The organism is Rhodococcus sp. 06-156-4 (assembly GCF_002259345.1).
Lineage (GTDB): Bacteria > Actinomycetota > Actinomycetes > Mycobacteriales > Mycobacteriaceae > Rhodococcoides > Rhodococcoides fascians_E.
In genome coordinates this window covers 228,423-247,491 of sequence record NZ_NPGB01000028.1, presented here as the reverse complement: position 1 = coordinate 247,491, position 19,069 = coordinate 228,423, and the positions used below count along the sequence as shown (strand labels likewise).

General features: G+C 65.7%; 20 protein-coding genes and 1 tRNA gene. 4 read left to right on the top strand and 17 right to left on the bottom strand.

What is annotated here, in order from left to right; translation table 11 throughout:
• Window positions 1–73 precede the first annotated feature (73 nt).
• Together CH290_RS21070 and CH290_RS21065 are read right to left on the bottom strand one after the other, a co-directional pair.
• On the bottom strand, window positions 74–916 hold the full coding sequence (locus tag CH290_RS21070; RefSeq protein WP_019662982.1) for a class I SAM-dependent methyltransferase: 843 nt from the start codon (window positions 914–916) through the stop codon (window positions 74–76).
• Window positions 917–987: 71 nt separating this feature from the next.
• Window positions 988–1,965, bottom strand: coding sequence for a LacI family DNA-binding transcriptional regulator (locus tag CH290_RS21065; RefSeq protein ID WP_033190113.1), 978 nt, complete (start codon window positions 1,963–1,965; stop codon window positions 988–990).
• A gap of 278 nt (window positions 1,966–2,243) precedes the next feature.
• On the opposite strand from CH290_RS21065, the gene CH290_RS21060 reads away from it, so the two are divergent.
• Complete coding sequence (locus tag CH290_RS21060; RefSeq protein WP_033190112.1) at window positions 2,244–2,717, top strand: flavodoxin family protein; 474 nt, start codon at window positions 2,244–2,246, stop codon at window positions 2,715–2,717.
• A gap of 63 nt (window positions 2,718–2,780) precedes the next feature.
• Here CH290_RS21060 and CH290_RS21055 read toward each other — a convergent pair.
• Window positions 2,781–2,853 (bottom strand) — tRNA-Thr (locus CH290_RS21055).
• 60 nt (window positions 2,854–2,913) lie between these two features.
• A complete protein-coding gene (locus CH290_RS21050; RefSeq protein ID WP_033190111.1) occupies window positions 2,914–3,615 on the bottom strand; it encodes an SDR family oxidoreductase in 702 nt (233 codons plus the stop codon).
• An 86-nt stretch (window positions 3,616–3,701) separates the two neighbouring features.
• Here CH290_RS21050 and CH290_RS21045 point away from each other — a divergent pair, with 86 nt between their 5' ends.
• Entirely contained in the window at window positions 3,702–4,220 is a 519-nt protein-coding gene (locus tag CH290_RS21045; protein ID WP_033190110.1) for a CGNR zinc finger domain-containing protein, read from the top strand.
• A 9-nt stretch (window positions 4,221–4,229) separates the two neighbouring features.
• Here CH290_RS21045 and CH290_RS21040 read toward each other — a convergent pair whose 3' ends face one another.
• From CH290_RS21040 to CH290_RS21015, 6 genes are all read right to left on the bottom strand, one after another.
• Entirely contained in the window at window positions 4,230–5,417 is a 1,188-nt protein-coding gene (locus CH290_RS21040; RefSeq protein ID WP_033190109.1) for a DNA polymerase III subunit delta', read from the bottom strand.
• Between the two features lie 51 nt (window positions 5,418–5,468).
• Complete coding sequence (locus tag CH290_RS21035; RefSeq protein WP_033190108.1) at window positions 5,469–6,011, bottom strand: DUF3558 domain-containing protein; 543 nt, start codon at window positions 6,009–6,011, stop codon at window positions 5,469–5,471.
• Window positions 6,012–6,530 (bottom strand): hypothetical protein, encoded by a 519-nt coding sequence (locus CH290_RS21030; protein ID WP_230621047.1) that lies wholly within the window; start codon window positions 6,528–6,530, stop codon window positions 6,012–6,014.
• A 149-nt stretch (window positions 6,531–6,679) separates the two neighbouring features.
• Window positions 6,680–9,688 carry a type I DNA topoisomerase gene (gene topA / locus CH290_RS21025; protein ID WP_033190107.1) on the bottom strand — a complete coding sequence of 1,003 codons (3,009 nt, stop codon included), beginning with the start codon at window positions 9,686–9,688 and terminating at the stop codon, window positions 6,680–6,682.
• 144 nt (window positions 9,689–9,832) lie between these two features.
• A complete protein-coding gene (locus CH290_RS21020; protein WP_033190106.1) occupies window positions 9,833–10,420 on the bottom strand; it encodes a hypothetical protein in 588 nt (195 codons plus the stop codon).
• A 233-nt stretch (window positions 10,421–10,653) separates the two neighbouring features.
• Complete coding sequence (locus CH290_RS21015; RefSeq protein WP_005248460.1) at window positions 10,654–10,857, bottom strand: cold-shock protein; 204 nt, start codon at window positions 10,855–10,857, stop codon at window positions 10,654–10,656.
• A 497-nt stretch (window positions 10,858–11,354) separates the two neighbouring features.
• Between CH290_RS21015 and CH290_RS21010 the strand changes: the two genes are divergently transcribed.
• Together CH290_RS21010 and CH290_RS21005 are read left to right on the top strand one after the other, a co-directional pair.
• Window positions 11,355–13,670, top strand: a complete 2,316-nt coding sequence (locus tag CH290_RS21010) for a DEAD/DEAH box helicase (protein ID WP_019662972.1) — start codon at window positions 11,355–11,357, stop codon at window positions 13,668–13,670.
• Window positions 13,671–13,784: 114 nt separating this feature from the next.
• Window positions 13,785–14,345 (top strand): FAS1-like dehydratase domain-containing protein, encoded by a 561-nt coding sequence (locus CH290_RS21005; RefSeq protein WP_033190227.1) that lies wholly within the window; start codon window positions 13,785–13,787, stop codon window positions 14,343–14,345.
• A gap of 28 nt (window positions 14,346–14,373) precedes the next feature.
• Here CH290_RS21005 and CH290_RS21000 read toward each other — a convergent pair whose 3' ends face one another.
• Genes CH290_RS21000 through ssd form a run of 7 tightly spaced genes read right to left on the bottom strand, consistent with a single transcriptional unit; the run spans window position 14,374 to window position 18,940 of the window.
• The gene (locus CH290_RS21000) at window positions 14,374–14,730 is read right to left on the bottom strand and encodes an Rv3654c family TadE-like protein (protein ID WP_019662970.1); all 357 of its coding nucleotides are present in this window, start codon (window positions 14,728–14,730) and stop codon (window positions 14,374–14,376) included.
• Window positions 14,727–15,014 carry a TadE family type IV pilus minor pilin gene (locus CH290_RS20995; RefSeq protein ID WP_033190105.1) on the bottom strand — a complete coding sequence of 96 codons (288 nt, stop codon included), beginning with the start codon at window positions 15,012–15,014 and terminating at the stop codon, window positions 14,727–14,729. The genes CH290_RS21000 and CH290_RS20995 overlap by 4 nt, the downstream gene beginning before the upstream one ends.
• Before the next feature lie 20 nt (window positions 15,015–15,034).
• Entirely contained in the window at window positions 15,035–15,235 is a 201-nt protein-coding gene (locus CH290_RS20990) for a DUF4244 domain-containing protein (protein ID WP_019662968.1), read from the bottom strand.
• A 60-nt stretch (window positions 15,236–15,295) separates the two neighbouring features.
• Entirely contained in the window at window positions 15,296–15,874 is a 579-nt protein-coding gene (locus CH290_RS20985; RefSeq protein ID WP_019662967.1) for a type II secretion system F family protein, read from the bottom strand.
• On the bottom strand, window positions 15,865–16,653 hold the full coding sequence (locus tag CH290_RS20980; protein WP_033190104.1) for a type II secretion system F family protein: 789 nt from the start codon (window positions 16,651–16,653) through the stop codon (window positions 15,865–15,867). The genes CH290_RS20985 and CH290_RS20980 overlap by 10 nt, the downstream gene beginning before the upstream one ends.
• A complete protein-coding gene (locus CH290_RS20975; protein WP_170947539.1) occupies window positions 16,650–17,828 on the bottom strand; it encodes a TadA family conjugal transfer-associated ATPase in 1,179 nt (392 codons plus the stop codon). The genes CH290_RS20980 and CH290_RS20975 overlap by 4 nt, the downstream gene beginning before the upstream one ends.
• A complete protein-coding gene (ssd, locus tag CH290_RS20970) occupies window positions 17,825–18,940 on the bottom strand; it encodes a septum site-determining protein Ssd (protein ID WP_080748777.1) in 1,116 nt (371 codons plus the stop codon). The genes CH290_RS20975 and ssd overlap by 4 nt, the downstream gene beginning before the upstream one ends.
• Window positions 18,941–19,069: the final 129 nt, after the last annotated feature.

Genomic DNA, 19,069 nt, shown 5'->3' with positions numbered 1-19,069 from the left:
TCAATGTAGGAGATGGCAGCCCGTCAGGCCATGAGTAGATCCACTCGAGCAGACTGGGTAGAAATCGCTGCGACTACCCGACCGAGCGACCAGCAGGGCGCAGCACGACGGTGAAGTTGTCCACCGTGGACTCGGTCACCTCGGGCGGGATCGCGGCGCCGTCGTCGCCGAGTATCGACAGAATGTCGAACCCTGCGCCGACGACGAGACTGCGCAGGTCCGTCAACGACGTGAAGTGCATTACCGGCCCGAAGTCGTGTGCAGCGAGCGGACCGACTGCCCACGAACCGTGGTCGACCGTCAGACGCCGATGCCGTCGCCAGTTCACCACTCTGCGTACCGAACCAGCCGGATCCAGAACACGACGTCCGACTGACACGGCGATCTTGCGCGGCGAGAACGTCATCGGACGGTTGGGGCGCGAGAGCTGGAACGGTGACTCGCCGAATCCGGGGCCGTTCTTGTTGAGCGTCGCTACCACGACGATGCCGTCGTCGGCGACGACGCGGCGGCACTCACGCATCACCGACAGTCTGTCGTCGTGGTCGACAGTGTCCATTCCGTTGTTGCTGAAGAGCACCAATCCGTAGCGTCCATCGGCGATCGGACGCATGTCGCGGGCGTCGGCGACGTGAGCCGGGAATTGCGGAAAACTACGCCGGAACGCGTCGATCATGTTGGGCGAGTAGTCCACTGCCGTGTAGTCATCGGAGAGCAGCCGCAGCAACGGTGTCGTTCGGCCACCTCCTACACCGATGTCGAGCACCGGTCGACCTCGAACGTGGGGCGCGGCGAGCGCGAGTGCAGCGGCCTCGCCGCCGTCGAGGAATCCAGTGGTCGGCGCGGCGTAGGACTCGTACACGGCTGCGACGTGGGCATCGTCGAAGACGTGCTGGTTGTGGTCGGCTCGATCCATCAGGTGGCCCCCTGAACGCTTGCAGTTTCAACAAGCCTACGGAGCCAACCTGAATGTCCGATAAGTACAGATCAGGCGGAGGCTCGCCGCGGGGGTGCCGTCGTCCTTCGCCGGACGAGCTCCGGCGCCAGCACCACATCGCGCGCAGTCTCACCCGCTATCCGCGCGAGCGCTTCCTGCACCGCAGCCTCGGCGAGCGCGGCCACATCCTGAGAGATCGACGTCAGCTGGATGTGGGCAATGCGCGCCAAGCGAGAATCGTCGTATCCGACGACCGAGACGTCCCCCGGTACGTCGACACCGCGACGGAGCAGGTGATCCAGTACTCCGGTGGCGGAGTTGTCGTTGAACGCCACCACGGCCGTCGGAGGATCGGACGAGTCGAGCAGCTGCCGCATTCCCTGTGCGCCTTCGGTTTCGGTGATACCACCCTCGACGATGGGGGCCGGCAGACCGTGCCTTGTCATGGCGTCGGTGAAGCCTTGGCGCCTGTCCTGCGCGCCCGCCGAACTGCCACCGTCGATGTGGGCGATTCGCTTGTGTCCCAATGAAATCAGATGCTCCACCGCCGAACCGACACCGGCCACATCGTCACCGCGCACCGATCCGATACCGTCGACGCCGCTGGTGCGCAGCAACGTCACGACCGGCACCGCACGGTCGACCGAACCGAGTTCGGTTGCATCCATTCGCGACCCGAGCAGCAGCGCTGCTTCGCATCGCTCGTGCACGAGCGTCTTCACCGCACTGGCCTCGTCCCGAGTGGGCGCGACTGCACCGAGCATCACGTCGTACCCGGCGCGTTCGGCAACGCCGTAGATCTGCTCGACGAGATCGCCGTGGAACGGCTGCTGCAGATCGAACGTGACCCCCAACAGGCGGGAGCTGGTCTGACGAAGTTTCTGCGCACGACGGTCCGGGACGTAACCGATCTCGTCGGCGATCGACTTGATCCGCGCACGAGTCTCCTCCGAAGCCCCCTCCACTCCCCGCATGACGATCGAGACGAGCGCAGGTGACACCCCGGCAGCTTTCGCCACATCGGCCATGGTCGGTCGAGCCACAGAAGTCCCTTTCCGTCGTTTTCGCCTCGAGAGCAACAGTAGACAGAACGCCTCCCCGACGCCCATTCGAACGTATGCACTAACAGGCTGTGGACAAACCTGTGGAAATCTCGAGGACCAACCTGTCCGATCTGTGGATGGCGTGTGGATGAACGCGCGCCAACGACAGGTTTTCACTGCTCAGGGGCTGTGTGTGCGAATTACACGCCTGTGAGTAAACAAGGCCGGTCGGCTGTGAATCGACCGTCGCTAAGCTCGAAGGCATGAGCGAACCGATCCTTGTCTGCGCATCCGTCTCCCACGGAAACACCAGACAGGTCGCCGACGCCATCGCCGGGGTCCTCGGCGCCTCGGTGATCTCACCCGAATCGGCCGATCCCGCCGGCCGCGACCTCGGCGGGCACGACCTCGTCGGCTTCGGATCAGGCATCTATTACGGCTCGTTCCACTCCGACCTACTTGCCTACATCGAGGCACTACCACCCCAGGACGGCAAACCCGCGTTCCTCTTCGCCACCAGCGGCCTCGCCGAATCCCGCTGGCTCCGCTTCTCCGCATCACTCGTCGAACGGCTCGAACACAAAGGCTTCGACGTCGTCGGAGGTTTCTCCTGCCGCGGATTCGACACATTCATGCCGTTCAAGCTCGTCGGTGGCATCCGACGCGGGCGACCGAACAACACCGACCTCGCCTCCGCCCGCGCCTTCGCCGAGCACCTGCTCGACAACGCTCGATGAGACCCCGCCCCGCACGACAAAACCCCTCCCCAACTGACATTGGGAAGGGGTTTCGCTCTTACGAGCCGCCTAAGAGAATCGAACTCTTGACCTTTTCATTACGAGTGAAATGCTCTACCGACTGAGCTAAGGCGGCGTGCCTTTCGGCGTTGGTGAGTCTAACGGAGCATCAGCCCGAAACTGAAATCGCCTCCCCTCAGGCCCCTGCTGGGATGGCGAGACCCTCGACCGGGCCGGCGAGAACGGACTTGAAGTACCTGGTCACGTCGTCGGCGAGTACCTCGGTGTCCCCGTTCTCGACGCCGTCGACGATGGCTTTCGCCACATCCTTGGGATCGTTCTTCGGAACGTCCAGTTCCGCGATCATGTCCGTGTCGGTGTAACCCAGATGCACTCCCGTCACGAGGGTTCCCTGCGGGCCGAGTTCGACTCGAAGCGAGTTGGTCGCCGACCACAGTGCGGCCTTCGACGCGCCGTACGCTCCGGCGCCACCCACCCAGGACAGAACCGAATGCACGTCGACGAGTGCACCGCCGCCGTTGCTCGCGAGAATCGGCGCGAAGGACTGCGCGACCCGCACGGCACCGAAGAAGTTGGTCTCGAACACGGTCCGCACGTCCTCGAGTGTCGATCCCAGCAACGGACCCGATCCCGGGGCGCCTGCATTGTTGACGACGATGGTGACATCGGTCAGCTCCCGAGCCAGTTCCGCGACGGATTCCGGGTCGGTGACATCGAGCGGCTTCGCGACGACGCGCGGATCATCCGTCGGCTTGGGCGTCCTGGCCGTCGCGTAGATCTTCGCCGCGCCGCGCGCCAGGAACTCGTCGACGATCGATTTGCCCAGCCCACGCTGCCCACCGGTCACCACTACGACCGAGCCTTCGATTGCCACCATCGGACTCACCCTTCGACATATCTGAAATGCTTTTGACTATGTCAGTAGTACTTGCCCGGATCGACATAGTCAAATACTGTTGAGTTATGTCATCGACGCCGACGCCGACGGAGCGCTTCCGCCTCGACCCCGCCCCCGACGGCCTCGCTCACGTCCAGAACCTGCTCAACACCCGAGCCATCGACGCAAAAGGACTCCCGGACCTGCTCGCCGACGGCGCGGTGGCATCCGCGGCGATGGGGCACGACCTCAGCGATGCCGACGCCGCGGCACTACGCGAACTGCGCACGACGATCGAACTCCTCATCGCAGGCACGCCCCCGGAAACGGCGCCCGCCGACGCCGTCCTCACCCTCGACGCGTCGGGAACCGTCCAGTTGCGACCGTCTGGAACCGGCCACGAGTACGTGACGTCGCGCATCTGGGCCGAGATTCTGCTGGCTCAACGCGCGGACACCTGGCGGCGACTCAAGCGTTGCAGGAACGAACCGTGCGGCTCTGCGTTCTACGACCGTTCCCGCAACAACAGCGGCGTCTGGCACGACGTCAAGACCTGCGGGAACATCGCGAATCTTCGGGCTTCGCGGGCGCGGCGGAGGGCCTGATCTCACGCCTCAGCGCAGCGCTGCACCCAATTGCGCGACCATGGCGTAAACGGCGAACTTGGGCTTGGAGTTGAGCGCCAAGGCTTCACGGCATTCGAGGATTGCCTCGATACTCTTCAACAGAGCCTCCGGCGACGCACCCCTGGCCATACGCTCGATCTGTTCCGACATGTCCGGATGGTTGAGCACAGCGGTGGATCCGTAGGAGCGGGTCAACGCATCGCGATACAAACCGGCGAGGTCGATCAGAGCTCGGTCGAAAGCGTCTCGAAGATTACGGGTACGACGCGATTTCTGCCGCGCCTCGAGCTCCTTGATGACGCCTGCAGACCCCCGCAGCGCGCCCGCCGCGCCCTTACCGGTGCCGCCTGCGCCGAGCGCGGTGCGCAGCTCTTCCATCTCCACGTCGTCGAGGGCGGCACTGATCTCCGCGGCTTCGGTCTCCGCAGCCTTCACCATCTCCTCGGCCGCGAGATAGGCCTGATTGGGCCGCGCTGCAGCCGACGCGAGGCCGAGGGCCCGCTTGCGCCTGGCACGAGCGTCCTCGTCTTTCGCCAGTCGCCGTGCGCGGCCCACGTGTCCACCGCTGATCGACGCCGCCCACTGGGCCGTCTCCGCATCGAGCTTGTCGCGGGTCTGCAGAACCTGCGCGATCGCCGGCGTCGTGGGCGTCACGAGATGCACATGGCGGCAGCGCGAGCGGAGGGTGACGGACATGTCCTCCGGATCGGTCGACGGCGCACACAGCAACATGACCGTCCGCTCCGGCGGCTCCTCGACGACCTTCAGCAACGCGTTGGCGGCCGCCTCGCTGAGCCGATCCGCATCTTCGATGACGACGATCTGCCAGCGCCCGGTGCTGGGCCGACGCGCAGCGATCTGCACGATCTCCCGCATCTCCTTGACGCTGATGCTCAAGCCCTGCGGGATGATCCGCCGGACATCGCCGTGGGTGCCGGCCATCGTCGTGGTGCACGGATGGCAGGTACCGCAGCCCGGTGACCCCTCCGTGGTGCATTGCAGGGCCGCCGCGAAACACAGAGCAGCGATGGATCGACCGGACCCGGGAGGGCCGGTGAACAACCAGGAGTGCGTCATCGCGGACCCCGGGTCCCCGGTACGAGCGCCGACGGCCGCGGCGGTCAGCTCTGCTTCCACGTCCTCTTGGCCGATCAGCCGATCGAAAACTCCCGCCATGCCAGCGAGCCTAGTCGCTCGGTGCGACACGAACGCCTCGTGCCCGGCGCATCACGCAGGCGGCGGCAGGTACGACAGCACCACGCGGAAAACGTCGATCGAGCCGGCACGCACCTCCTCGGCGGACGAAACACCGAGTCGATTCGCGCTCAGCATCACTGCACCCGACGCCGTCATCGTCTGAGTGGTGTACGTGTCGCCGTCCAGCAGGAAGGCGTAGGTGGTGTACCCGCCGTCGGTCAGCGTACGAACCTCGGTGGTCGAGGGGCTCGTGTACGGGTCGGGTAGCGTCGACGTGTCCTCGAACACCAGAACCGACACTGCGATACGGTCGTTTCCCCAGATACACCCGAGCTCTCCGACCGCAGTGGGTCGAGCCTCCGCCAGATCGAGATCGCGCAGCAGCGCATCCGGCAAGGCGCAGGGGTCGAATTCCGGAGACGGTTCAACGGAAGTCGTTGTCACGTACTCTGTTTCGGATACATCGAGGACCTCGTCCGACGCCGTGGCCGTCCCGCCGACACCGGAACCGCACGCCCCGACGGACAACACGAACGCACTTGTCAGCATGGCCAGCGCTGCCGATCGTCGCATCTAGATGTCCTCCAGGATCAGTGTCGTCGCGACCTTCAGCCGTATACAGAAGGAATCGAAGTCCGTTTCCGCGAGCGTGAACTGCACTGTTCGGCCATCGATCTCGGCCAACGAGATGCACTTGTTTCCCTCGAACACGAAATTGTCCACCATCTGACCGTCCGCCTCGAACTCGCTCAACTCGGTGACTCCGGGTGTGGTCGCGAGCCGAGTCCGGTCGACGCCTTCGCTGTACCCGACCGAGAAACGCCCGGACTGGCCCGTCCAGCTACACCCGTCCACCCCAGGCAACGGTTCCTTGGTTGCCGGATCCACGCCCGCGTAGATACTCAGCTGCAGATCCTCGAGGACACACGGATCGAAGGACGACGGGGTCGCCGACGGGGACGCTGTCGGGGACGACGACGGCGCCTGCCCGCCCGTAGACCCACCAGCGGCAAGACCTTGCCCGTGCCATGCATCCTGGCCGACAGCTCTGCCGGACGAGGTCCGAGCACATGCGACCACCGACAACAACACACAGCAGGACTACCAGTTTCTTCCCCACACCCACTTGGACGCACCGAGGCCGCAGTTGGTTCCGTCGCCCACCCTCATCGCTCGAAAGGTTCGTTCATACGAGCAGATGGAGGCGAGCAGACCGACAGGCACCCCATCGTTCGAAGCGATCAGGAGTCCGCTGGAGGAGCTTTCTTCGCTGCAGCTTTTTTCGCCGGGGTCTTCTTGGCAGGCGTTTTCTTGGCAGCAGTTTTCTTGGCTGCGGCTTTCTTCGCCGGGGTCTTCTTGGCTGCGGTCTTGGTGGCCGTTGCCTTCGTGGTGGCCTTCTTGGTGGCGGCCTTCTTGGTTGCCTTTTTCTTCACCGGTCCGCGGGCACGCCTGTCCGCCAGGAGCTCCGAGGCCCGATCGTCGGTGATGGTGGCAACGTCGTCGTCCTTGCGGAGGCTCGCGTTGGTCTCGCCGTCGGTGACGTAGGGACCGAAGCGGCCGTCCTTGATCACCATCGGCTTCTCGCTGACCGGGTCGGTGCCGAGCTCACGCAGAGGTGGCTTCGCTTCACCTTGCCGTCCGCGTCGCTTCGGCTCGGAGTAGATCTTCAGCGCCTCGTCCAAGGTGACGGTGAAGAGCTGCTCCTCGTCGGTCAGCGACCGAGAGTCCGTGCCCTTCTTCAGGTACGGGCCGTAGCGACCGTTCTGGGCGGTGATCTCTTCCTTCGATTCCGGATCGACGCCGACGACTCGAGGCAACGACAGAAGCTTGAGGGCGTCCTCGAGCGTGATGGTCGCCAGATCCATCGACTTCAGCAGAGAACCGGTGCGGGGCTTGGGTCCGGTGGCCTTCTTCGCCGCCTTCTTGGCCGGAGCCTTCTTCGCCGCAGCTTTCTTCACTGCGGTCTTGGTGCCACCTCCACCGTCCGAGTCCTGTGGAATCGGCACGATGTCCGGCTCGGGAGGAGTCGGTTCCGGCTCCGGCTCGGGCAGGATCTCGGTGACGTACGGACCGAAACGCCCTTCCTTGGCAACGATTTCGTGACCCGTCAGCGGGTCGGCACCGAGCTTGCGGCCTTCCTGCGGGGTCGCGAACAGTTTTTCCGCGAAGTCGATGGTCAACTCGTCCGGCGGCAGATCGTCGGGCAGGTTGGCGCGCTGCGAGATCGGATCCCCATCGGGATCGTCGTCGTTCTTCACCATTCGCTCGAGGTACGGGCCGTAGCGCCCGACGCGTACATGGATCTCGCGGCCCTGATCGTCGTCGAACAACCTGATGGAGTTGATGACGCGAGCGTCGATGTCCTCGAGGTTGGTGCCGACCATCTTCTTCAGGCCACCGGACCTCGCGACGGAGCCCTCGGCCCCGGTGTCCCCACCGAAGTAGAAGCTCGTCAACCAGTCGCCGCGGCGCTCACGACCACCGGCGATGGCGTCGAGGTCGTCCTCCATGCCCGCCGTGAAATCGAAGTCGACGAGGCGGCCGAAGTGAGCCTCCAGCAGCGCGACCACCGAGAACGCCACCCACGACGGCACGAGTGCGCTGCCGCGTTTGTAGACGTATCCGCGGTCGAGGATTGTCTTGATGATCGACGCGTACGTCGACGGCCGGCCGATACCCAGCTCTTCGAGGGTCTTGATGAGCGACGCCTCGGTGTACCGAGCGGGTGGGTTGGTGGTGTGGCCGTCCGGATCGAGCTGGGTCGCGGTGACCGCGGCGCCTTCCTTCAGCGCAGGGAGCCGAGACTCGGCGTCGTCGGACTGACCGCCTGCCTCGTCGTCGACGCTCTCCACGTAGGCCTTCAGGAAGCCCGCGAAGGTGATGGTACGGCCGGACGACGAGAACGTGCACTGTTCACCAGTGCCCGCGGTACCGGTGATGCGCAGCGTCAGCGTCGTGCCCCGCACGTCGGCCATCTGAGAAGCGACGGTCCGCTGCCAGATCAGCTCGTACAACCGGAACTCGTCGGTCTGCAGCGCGGAGTGCAACTGGCCAGGCGTCTGGAACACATCGCCTGCAGGCCTGATTGCCTCGTGCGCCTCCTGGGCGTTCTTGACCTTGCGCGTGTACTGACGCGGCGACGGATGCACGTACTCCGCACCGTACAGCTCGGTCGCCTGCGACCTGGCCGCCGAGATAGCCGACTCCGACAGCGTCGTCGAGTCGGTACGCATGTAGGTGATGTAGCCGTTCTCGTACAACCGCTGCGCGACGCGCATGGTGCGCTCGGAGGAGAACCGCAGCTTGCGGCCTGCTTCCTGCTGCAGCGTCGACGTCATGAACGGCGGGTACGGCTTACGGGTGTACGGCTTGTCCTCGGCGGACGCGACGGTGAGGTCCACGCCCTGAAGGGCCTCGGCGAGGCGTCGGGCACGCGGTTCGTCCAGAACGGTGACACCGTCGGACTTCAGCTTTCCGTCGGCACCGAAATCACGACCCGCAGCCACGCGAGAACCGTCGACGTTGACCAGCCGCGCGCCGAAACTGCGCGGCGACGCCTCTGCCCCGGCATCGAGGGTGGCCGAGATGTCCCAGTACTCGGCGCTCCGGAACGCCATTCGGTCGCGCTCGCGCTGAACAATGATCCGGGTGGCGACGGACTGTACACGGCCCGCCGACAGCTTCGGCATGACCTTCTTCCACAGCACCGGCGACACTTCGTAGCCGTAGAGCCGGTCGAGGATGCGCCTGGTTTCCTGCGCGTCGACCAGATCCTGGTCCAGCTCACGGGTATCGGCAGCGGCCGCGAGGATGGCCGGCTTGGTGATCTCGTGGAAGACCATGCGTCGAACAGGGATCTTGGGATTCAGGGTCTCGAGGAGATGCCAGGCGATGGCCTCACCCTCGCGGTCGGGGTCGGTGGCGAGGAAGAGTTCGTCGGCGTCCTTGAGCAGGCTCTTGAGCTCGGCGACCTTGCCCTTCTTCTCCGGCGAGACGACGTAGAGGGCCTCGAAATCGTGGTCGACGTCCACGCCGAGGCGGGCCCACGGCTCACCCTTGTACTTCGCGGGGACGTCCGCGGCACCGCGTGGAAGGTCACGGATGTGGCCGACCGACGCCTCGACCACGTAGTTGCTCCCCAGGTAGGGGGCGATCTTCTTGGCCTTGGTCGGAGACTCCACGATGACAAGGCGGCGCGGCTGGGCACCGCCGGTGGTGGTATCCCCCGTGCCGTTCTTGCGTGTTGCCACCTTGCTGCCGAACCTTCCTCGTTGCGTCCTGTAGAGCCACTCCGCGAGCAGTTTCTACCTGTCGAAACCGACAATCGTGCCGGTCCGCCTGGTAACAGAGTGGCATACGACGTCAAAATACTCGCAGATCAGCTTCACATCTTCTTACTCGGCGGTCGGCCAACTGGTACGTGCGTCCGGATTTTCCGGCGCAGGTCCGACGTTCTCGACCAGCCTCAGCATTCGCCTGCGCCCGGTGATGCGGAGCCCTGGATTGGAGCCTCGGGTGCCGATGAGAGTGGGAGCTATCCCTGCTCTCATCAGCGACTGAGCCAACGGGGCGTGCGTGTCGGGCGCATGCGGATCCAGTCCCAGAACATACCGTTCGCCCTCGGCTTCCGGTCGGCCGCCTGCGAGCACCCACGCGCGGAGCTCGCGGGCGCCGGGCACCCAACCCGGCGGCATCGACTTGACCGCGCCCTTCGTCCACAACGACGCGAGTGCCGACAACTCGGGCACCGACGCCGTCCGCACCAGCGGCCTGTCCTCCTCGGACCGGCCGAGTTCGGACACGAGCCCGCACTCCGCCATCAGGTCCGCGATGACCTCGGCGCGCCAGGACGAATCGACGACGACCGAGATGCGAGCACCGGACGCCGACAGAACCACCTGCCCGGTGGACGCGAGAAGTCCACTCAAGTCGGTCACCGACGGCGGCAGCGACTCGGCGGAGAAGAAGGACAACTGGTTCACAATGTGGACAGTAGAACAAAAGCGAGAGTGGAGCCTGCAGGAACGACCCGAAGGGCGGGAGTGGAGCCTGCAGGAACGACCCGAAGGGCGGGAGTGGAGCCTGCAGGAACGACCCGAGGAGACAGTGTCGGCAGTGGCCGTGGATACAACTCATCCCCCTTCGCTTCGGCATGCACCGAAAGCGATAGGGGGATGAGAAGTGTCGATTCCGCTCGCGGGGAGCGGGGTGTCGATCAGACTGCGCGAACTCCGGTTGCCTGGGGTCCCTTGGTTCCCTGGCCGACCTCGAACTCGACGCGCTGGTTCTCCTCGAGGGTGCGGAAGCCGCTGCCCTGGATCTCGGAGTAGTGGACGAAAACGTCAGCGGAGCCGTCTTCTGGTGCGATGAATCCAAAGCCTTTTTCGGCGTTGAACCACTTCACAGTTCCCTGTGCCATGCTTTTCCTTCTCTTTCTAACACCGGATGCGGTGGGCAGCACTTACAGTCCACCGGGCCGGTTCCGACCGTTGTACTTCCTGAATTCCCCCTCAGGCGGAACCCGCGTCCGACAGGCGTTGCCGAACCACAGACCCCTTCAGGAAACGCTCCAAAAGCACACCGCCCGCAACATAAGATCCTGCGAGCGTGAAAACGAACACAGAAGCTGCGACCGGTTCAAGTCAACCACGCTTTTCGCGTTTCCAACAGTCGAAAAAGTCAGTTTTCGCACATTTTGTTGATCTTGACGCTTCTCACCGGCAGATTTGCGCCGCCCGACCCCTCTCACCAGCACGTATGCCGAGGCGCCGTCGTCGTGCGAATGACCGACCGATAGCATGAAACCCGCAGGTCGCGACGTCATCGCGACGCACCTGCAACAGAACCGAAACATGGAGAGCAGTAGTGACCCAACCAGATCCAACGCCGACGGGTCATTCGAACAGCTACGGCAGGGTGCTTCTCGACCGAGTGCTGGCGGGTACTCCGTCGGGCGAGCAGCCCCTCACCCACGTCGCGGAGCTACCGGGTCGCGAGGCCCAATTCACGGACTGGCCAACATGGTTGAAGCCCGAAGTAGCCGCCGTCCTCCGTTCTCGCGGCATCGCACGTCCGTGGACACACCAGGCGCACGCGGCAACTCTCGCCCACAATGGTCATCATGTTGTCCTGTCAACCGGCACAGCATCCGGGAAGTCTCTGGCATACCAGATGCCCATCCTGTCCACACTTCTCGGCGATCCACGAGGCACCGCGCTCTATCTGGCACCGACGAAAGCGCTCGGTGCCGATCAACTACGCAGCACCATCGCCGTCACCGACGAGTTGCGCGCTGATGCACCGGAACTGGCCGAGGTATTTCCCAGCGCCTACGACGGGGACACACCGATCGAGATCCGTCAGTGGGCACGCGCCAACGCCCGGTGGCTCTTCACCAACCCCGACATGATCCACATCGGGATCCTCGGCGCACACGAGCGTTGGGCCAGGTTTCTGCGCAATCTCCGCTACGTCGTCGTCGACGAATGTCACTACTACCGTGGCGTGTTCGGATCCAACGTCGCCTTGATCCTGAGGCGCCTCCGCCGAATCTGCGCCCGCTACGGCGCGACCCCGACCTTCGTCCTCGCCAGCGCCACCACGTCCAATCCAGGCACGGCCGCGTCGAGGCTCGTCGGCGCACCGTGCGAAGAGGTGACCGACGACGGATCTCCGCACGGCCCACGCACCGTCGCGCTGTGGGAGCCCCCGCTCATGAAGGAGATCACCGGCGAGAACGGGGCTCCAGTCCGGCGATCCGCGGGCGCGGAGGCGTCGCGCATCATGGCGGACTTGATGGTCGAGGGCGCGCGCACACTCACGTTCGTCCGTTCCCGGCGCGGCGCCGAGGTAACCGCGCTCGGCACGCAACGCCTCCTGGCAGACGTCGACCGGGACCTTCCCGGCCGCGTCGCGGCCTACCGCGCGGGGTACCTCGCCGAGGACCGACGAAAGCTCGAATCCGATCTGTCCGACGGCACCCTGCTCGGTGTCGCGACCACCAACGCACTGGAGTTGGGTGTCGACATCGCCGGACTCGACGCCGTGGTGGTGGCCGGGTTCCCCGGCACGGTGTCCTCGTTCTGGCAGCAGGCGGGTCGGTCCGGTCGACGAGGTGAGGGGTCGCTCGTCGCCCTCGTCGCCCGAGACGACCCACTGGACACCTACCTCGTTCACCATCCCGCCGCCCTGTTGGACAAACCGATCGAGGCGACCGTCACCGATCCGTCGAACCCGTATCTCCTCGCACCCCAGATGCTCTGCGCCGCAGCCGAACTACCCATCACGGTCGACGAGGCCGCCGAGTTCGGAGCCGAGGCGGTGCTCGACGGTCTCGCCGCGGACGGGTTGGTACGCAAGCGACCGCACGGTTGGTTCATCACGCCGGACGGCCAGCAGTACGCCCCGCACGCGTCGGTGAACATCCGCGGTGGAACCGGCACCCAGGTTGCCATCGTCGACGGCGGATCGGGGCGGATGCTCGGGACGGTCGACTCCGGAAAAGCACCGGCAACAGTGCATCCCGGTGCAGTACACATTCACCAGGGTGAGAGCTTCGTCGTCGACGATCTGAACCTGGAGGACGGTCTGGCTCTCGTTCATCCCGAGCAGCCCGATTGGAGCACGTCCGCCCGCGAGACCACCGACATCGCCATCACCGACATCCACTCTCGACGCACTCACGGTCAGGTCACCGTCGCGCTCGTTCAGGTGAATGTCACGCACCAGGTCGTCGGCTACCTGCGTCGGCTGCACTCGGGCGAGATTCTCGATTCGATCGAGCTCGACATGCCGGAGCAGACGCTCGACACCCGTGCCGTGATGTACACGATCACCCCGGAGTTGCTGGAGGACAGAGGAATTAGCGCCGAACGGTTCCCTGGCTCCCTGCACGCGGCGGAACACGCTGCCATCGGTCTGCTACCGCTGGTCGCGACCTGCGACCGATGGGACATCGGCGGCGTCTCCACCGCGCTCCACCCGGACACCGGACTTCCGACGGTGTTCGTCTACGACGGATACGACGGTGGTGCCGGCTTCGCGGATCGGGGACATCGAGCGATCGTCGAATGGCTGGAGGCGACGAAGGAGGCGATCACCTCGTGCGAGTGCCCGTCCGGGTGCCCGTCGTGCGTGCAGTCGCCGAAATGCGGAAACGGTAACGACCCCCTCGACAAGGACGGCGCTGTGACGGTCCTGGATGCCGTGGTGGCCGCAATTCGCCCGTCGTGATCGGCCACACGACGGCGCCGCAACTTTTGTAAGTTGTGGGCGAGTTCGACCGCTTCGCTGCACAACTTCCCGTCGGATGGTGGACTTCTCTTCAGGAGACGAGGAGAGGTGTCCATGTCGACGGTGTCGCTGATCGATCACGAGGTGTCCGAGCCCCGATCCATCCGGGACCTGGTGGGCGCGCACCACTTCGCAACGTTCACCTACGAAGTCGGACGCGAGAAGATCCGCGAATTCGCCCGCGCGGTCCACGACGACCACCCCGCCCACGTCGACGATGCAGCCGGCCACGAATTGGGACACGACGGCATCATCGCGCCCGTCACGTTCGTCGCCGTCATCGGCGCAGCCGTGCTGCCGGAACTGTTCGAGAACCTCCTCATCGGTTACGGGCTGAAGGACATTCTGCACTCCGACCAGCAGATCCTGCTGCACAGAACGATTCGAACCGGCGATGTCCTGGGGAGCGACCTGTGCCTGGAATCGTTCCGCCAGGCCGGTGGCAGCGACATCATGGTCACCAGGAACGAAATCTGCGACTCGGCTGGCGAACCCGTCGTCACCACCAGAACCACATTCGTCGCCCGGACCGACGAGCGGCGCGACAACGGCGTCACCGCCGCCGACGACGGATTCGGCAGCCTGCTCGACGGGATCATGCGCAGAGGCGGTTAGGGCGCGAGTGGAGCCTGCGGGGTGACGGTCAGGGGCCTGCGCGGGCCGAGGCCATTGCATCACGGATACCCAAGCGTCCCAGCGTCACCGAGACAGTGACTTCGACGACGACGTCCCACCCCTCGACGGTGCATGCCGACACGGATCCGCCGACGCGCTCGACGATGTCTCGGCCCGTGGCACACGCGTCCACGACGCCTCGATCGAGCGCACCGGCCGCGGCGAGGGCCCCGAGATCCGCAGCCGACTGTGCTCGGTGGCGCGCGCCGACGGCGGAACCGACGTGCACGACGGCTATCACCACCACCAGCAATGCGGTCAACGCGAACGCCGCGGTCACCGTCACGCTGCCCTTGTCCTGTGTTTGGAATCGAGCGGCTTTCATTCGGGTATCGATTCCATGACCGCCACCGCATCGGCCGAAACGGTGAGCCCCGGCAGCAGCGTGTACGATTCGACTCGAACGGTCACCATCCCGTCCTCGGTGTTCACCGACATCGTGGCTCTCGCAGGTAGCAGCGATCCCGATACGTCGTCACCTCGGGCCACGAGCCGAGCAGCTTCCCTGGCTGCATCGACGCACCGGACATGCTGCGACACGGCGGTGATCGCACCGATGCAGGTGATGACGACGGCGACGATGGAAGCGAGCGCGATGGCCGCCTCCACCGTCGCCGAACCCTCGTCGGCTACACCGAAGTGGCGAGCGCGCGATCGATGATCCCGGTCAACGCATCGACGATCGACGAGCCCGTGACCACCGTGTAGAGAATCGCACCGAACGCCGCCGCGGCGATGGTGCCGATGGCGTATTCGGCGGTGGACATCCCGTCGTCGTTCACCGCGGCGAGAATCAATCGCGTCCTGGCCTGTTGCATCACAGCTTTCATGGTCTTCCCCCTCATTGACGTCCGGACCGGCGTACCCGGTCCGGAATTCCAGTCGTGGCGTCACAGGACACCACCTCCGAGCACCGAGCTCGCCAATCCGATCACGACAGGGACGATGCCGAGACAGACGAAGGCGGGCAGGAAACACAGTCCCAGCGGCCCACTGACGAGCACTCCCGCTCGTTCGGCTTCCGCCGCCGCGGCGTCCTCGGCGCTCGCGCGCTCGGAGTCTGCCAATTCCGCGACGGCGTCGGCGAACGACGCACCCGATCGGGAGGATCGACGAGCCATGCGCGCCAACGCTTCCACCTCGGGCAGCGCACCGACTGCCTTCCACGCATCGTCCGGGTCGGCGCCGAGACCGAGCAGATCCGCTGTGGTTCGCAGAGCGGTGGACACGTCGGGTGGAGCCATCGTCGACACCGCGCGAGCCGCGGCCCCTGCCGACAGCCCACCGGCGAGGCAGGCAGCCATCATGTCGAAACACGTTGCCACCGCATGCCGATCGACGACGGTCGTGGTCGCGCTCTTCTCGGCGACGCCGCCCTCCCCCACTACCCTCCCGAGTGCACTCCTGTCCGCCGGTGCAGTGATCAGAGCAGCTGCGGCACAGAGCATCGCAATCCCGATCATCGGCATACCTTGTCGGTGATGGCATCCGTCCACAGGAGTCCGCCGCAGACGAGTGCCGTTCCGATCACGAGGAGAATGCCGCCGAGCCCTCCTCCGAGGAGCACCGACAGTGGAGACGCTCCCATGGCCTGACCGAGGCCGACGCCCACGATCGGCAGGCACGCGAGGACGGTTCCGGTGGCGCGGGCACCTGCCAGCGATGCCTGGGTACGGTCACGGAACCGATTGCGCACCTGCATGTCTCTGCGAGCCGCGCCGAGCAGCCGGGCCAGGGCGAGACCGTGGTCGTCGGCGATTCGCCATGCGGAGGCGACGATGGACAGTGGGCCGGAGATCGCTGCGTCCGGTACCGACAGCCCATCGTGCGCCCGCCCACCCATGCGTGCGTGTCCGGAGGCGCGTTCGAACGCGATCCCCACGGTGCCGGAGCTTTCCGCCGCCGCGACAGCCGACGCCGACGCAGGATGCGATCCGACTCCGAGCTCTCCGATGACGGTGTCCAGTGCAGCGATCAAACGTGCCGATTCGGTACGGAACTTCCTCTTCTCGGTTGCGGATCGTCGACGCTTCCACCCTGTGGCCCCGACGATCACAGCGGCGAACAGTGCATGCACTCCCGCGAACCACACGAGGGTGACTGCACCGACAACCGCCGAAACTGGAACGATCGCTGCTCGGTACCGCACGGCAATCACAGGCGGAGTGCGGAGCGATCGAAGGCGAGCCTGCGGACCGGGAACGGCCAGAAGCGCAGCTGCGCAGAGCAGTACGCCCACCGCGGTCACAGCGAGTCCATCCGACGGCGAATCATGTCGTCCAAGTGGGCTCTGCCACCGGCGGTACCGTCGATCGACCATGCCGGCAGCACCCCCACTCGGCCCGTCGCGTCGGGAACGAGCACAGCGATCTCCCTCAATCGCCTGCGGCCGTTGGACGATCTGTGCACGTGCAACACCACCTGAACCGCAGCGCCGAGTTGACTGTGCAGCGCATCTCGCCCCATGCCGCCGAGCGCCGCGAGCGCCTCCAACCTCGCGGGTACCTCGGCGGGAGAATTGGCGTGAATGGTGCCCGCGCCCCCGTCGTGTCCGGTGTTGAGCGCCGTCAGCAGGTCGACGACCTCAGCTCCTCGTACCTCACCCACCACCAGACGATCCGGCCTCATGCGCAGTGCCTGACGCACGAGCTGGCGCACGGTCACCTCGCCGACACCCTCGACGTTCGGCGCACGCGCCACCATCCGCACGACATGAGGATGAGACGGGGCGAGCTCGGCGGCGTCTTCGACACACACGATCCGCTCGGTTGCGTCGACCTCACCGAGAAGCGCGGCGAGCAACGTAGTTTTTCCCGCGCCCGTACCCCCGACCACCAGGAAAGCCAACCTGGCCCGCACGACAGCGCGCAGCAGCTCCAGCGCCTCCGGATCGACGGCCCCGCGCTCGGCCAGCGCTCCCAACCCCTGAGTCGCCGGCCGGAGCACCCGCAACGACAGGCACGTGCCGCCGCGCGCAACCGGTGCGAGCACGGCGTGCAGCCGGACCCCGAAGGAACCGTCACCGACCCCGGGCAGTTGACCGTCGACCCACGGTTGAGCATCGTCGAGGCGTCGGCCCGCCGACAACGCGAGCCGTTGACAAAGGCGCCGCACGGCCGTCTCGTCGGCGAAACGGATTCTGCTGCGCTCCAATCCGACTCCCCGGTCCACCCACACCTCGTCCGGCGCGGTCACGAGGACGTCCGCGACAGCCGGGTCACGCAGCAGCGGTTCCAACGGTCCGGCGCCGGTGAATTCCGTCTGCAGAGTCCGCAGTGCAGCCAACAGATCGGTGTCGCTGAGCACCCCGCCGGCCTCGATCCTGATGGCTGCAGCCACGGTCGTCGGTGTCGGTTCCTCACCCGCGCCGGCAAGCCTGCCCCGCACCCGGTCGAGAAGTTCCCCCGTTACGACGGCGCTCATGCCGCCCACCGTCCCTGCTGAGGCTTACGTGCGAACGTCTCCAGAATGTCCGACGCCGCACGACGCAGCGGCGATCGCGCCGAGAGGGTCAATCCACCACGTTCGACGCGTCGGGCAAGCCCCGGTTCGGGACGCATGCTCGCGAGCAGCGGAAGGCTCAACGCGTCGGCGATGTCGGTGCTGCGGAGCCCACCCGGGGCGGGGCCGCGGACGACGATGCCGACGTTCGAGTTCCTGGCGCTGAGGTACGCCGATGCGTTCTCTGCGGCGGACACCGACGCCAACGTCGCGGTCACCACGAGCACCACGAGATCCGCCGCGTCGTGGTAGATGTCGGAATGGGATCCGATGGTGCGCGGTGCGTCGCAGACCACCAGATCGCCGATGCGTCGTCCGGCGTCGACAACCGCGGACGTCGACGCCTCGCCCTGGCCCGCGCCGGGCGTTCTGGTCGCCACGCTGCCGGCCGACAGCACCGACAGATGCCCGACGGTGGGGAGCGCACCCCGGAGTGCGTCGCCGGAGATGCGACCGGCCTCGACTGTCAGCCCCGGCCAACGGAGCCCGGGGCTGGACTCCCAGCCGAGGAGCAGGTCCATTCCGGCGCCGTACTCGTCTCCGTCCACCAACAACGTTCGGATGTCTCGTGAGGACGCGGTGAGGGCAATCGCCGCAGCAAGGGTGGACGCCCCCGCTCCCCCGGTCGCACCCGTCACCGTGATGACTCCACCGTCTCCCGCGGATTCGCCAGGCTCGGCGTTGAGCAACGCGATGAGCGCGCCGTCGTCGCTCGGCAGTTCCAGGACGTCGGACGCGCCGAGCGCTGTGGCCAATCTCCAGTGATCGACGCTCGCAGCACCGGGGACGACGACGGCAACTCCCGCTCGTCGCGGTAGCGACAGGCCGACTGCTCTGCCGTCGACCAGGACGACACCGGCGTCCTCCCATTCGAGTCGCATCGAGAGCGGAGGCTTACCGACCGGTAAGTTCCGTTCTAACACAACGCAATCCGCCGCTGCTGCTACCCGCAGAACTTCTGCTCGCAGGGCAGCATCATCGGTCAGCAGCAAGCACGGTCGAGTGCGTCTCGTCCCGGTTCGGTCGGTGTCCATGGCCAGAAGCTTGGACGCGGAATCGGCTCGCCACCAGGGGGCGGTGCGCGATTGTGGATGAATCGGGGGGTTGTGGATGAATTACTGGACACCCGTACCAGATTTCTTGCCCCGAACAGAGGACGACCC

Coding starts and splice junctions, on each gene's coding strand:
- CH290_RS21065 (WP_033190113.1), bottom strand. CDS start 1,965: ATGGCCGATGTGGCGAAAGCTGCCGGGGTGTCACCTGCGCTCGTCTCG.
- CH290_RS21035 (WP_033190108.1), bottom strand. CDS start 6,011: ATGCGACGATCGGCAGCGCTGGCCATGCTGACAAGTGCGTTCGTGTTG.
- CH290_RS21040 (WP_033190109.1), bottom strand. CDS start 5,417: ATGGCGGGAGTTTTCGATCGGCTGATCGGCCAAGAGGACGTGGAAGCA.
- CH290_RS21000 (WP_019662970.1), bottom strand. CDS start 14,730: ATGAAAGCCGCTCGATTCCAAACACAGGACAAGGGCAGCGTGACGGTG.
- CH290_RS20990 (WP_019662968.1), bottom strand. CDS start 15,235: ATGAAAGCTGTGATGCAACAGGCCAGGACGCGATTGATTCTCGCCGCG.
- CH290_RS21070 (WP_019662982.1), bottom strand. CDS start 916: ATGGATCGAGCCGACCACAACCAGCACGTCTTCGACGATGCCCACGTC.
- CH290_RS20975 (WP_170947539.1), bottom strand. CDS start 17,828: ATGAGCGCCGTCGTAACGGGGGAACTTCTCGACCGGGTGCGGGGCAGG.
- CH290_RS21060 (WP_033190112.1), top strand. CDS start 2,244: ATGAGCGAACCGATCCTTGTCTGCGCATCCGTCTCCCACGGAAACACC.
- ssd (WP_080748777.1), bottom strand. CDS start 18,940: ATGGACACCGACCGAACCGGGACGAGACGCACTCGACCGTGCTTGCTG.
- CH290_RS21015 (WP_005248460.1), bottom strand. CDS start 10,857: ATGGCACAGGGAACTGTGAAGTGGTTCAACGCCGAAAAAGGCTTTGGA.
- CH290_RS21050 (WP_033190111.1), bottom strand. CDS start 3,615: ATGGTGGCAATCGAAGGCTCGGTCGTAGTGGTGACCGGTGGGCAGCGT.
- CH290_RS21045 (WP_033190110.1), top strand. CDS start 3,702: ATGTCATCGACGCCGACGCCGACGGAGCGCTTCCGCCTCGACCCCGCC.
- CH290_RS21005 (WP_033190227.1), top strand. CDS start 13,785: ATGTCGACGGTGTCGCTGATCGATCACGAGGTGTCCGAGCCCCGATCC.
- CH290_RS20985 (WP_019662967.1), bottom strand. CDS start 15,874: ATGCCGATGATCGGGATTGCGATGCTCTGTGCCGCAGCTGCTCTGATC.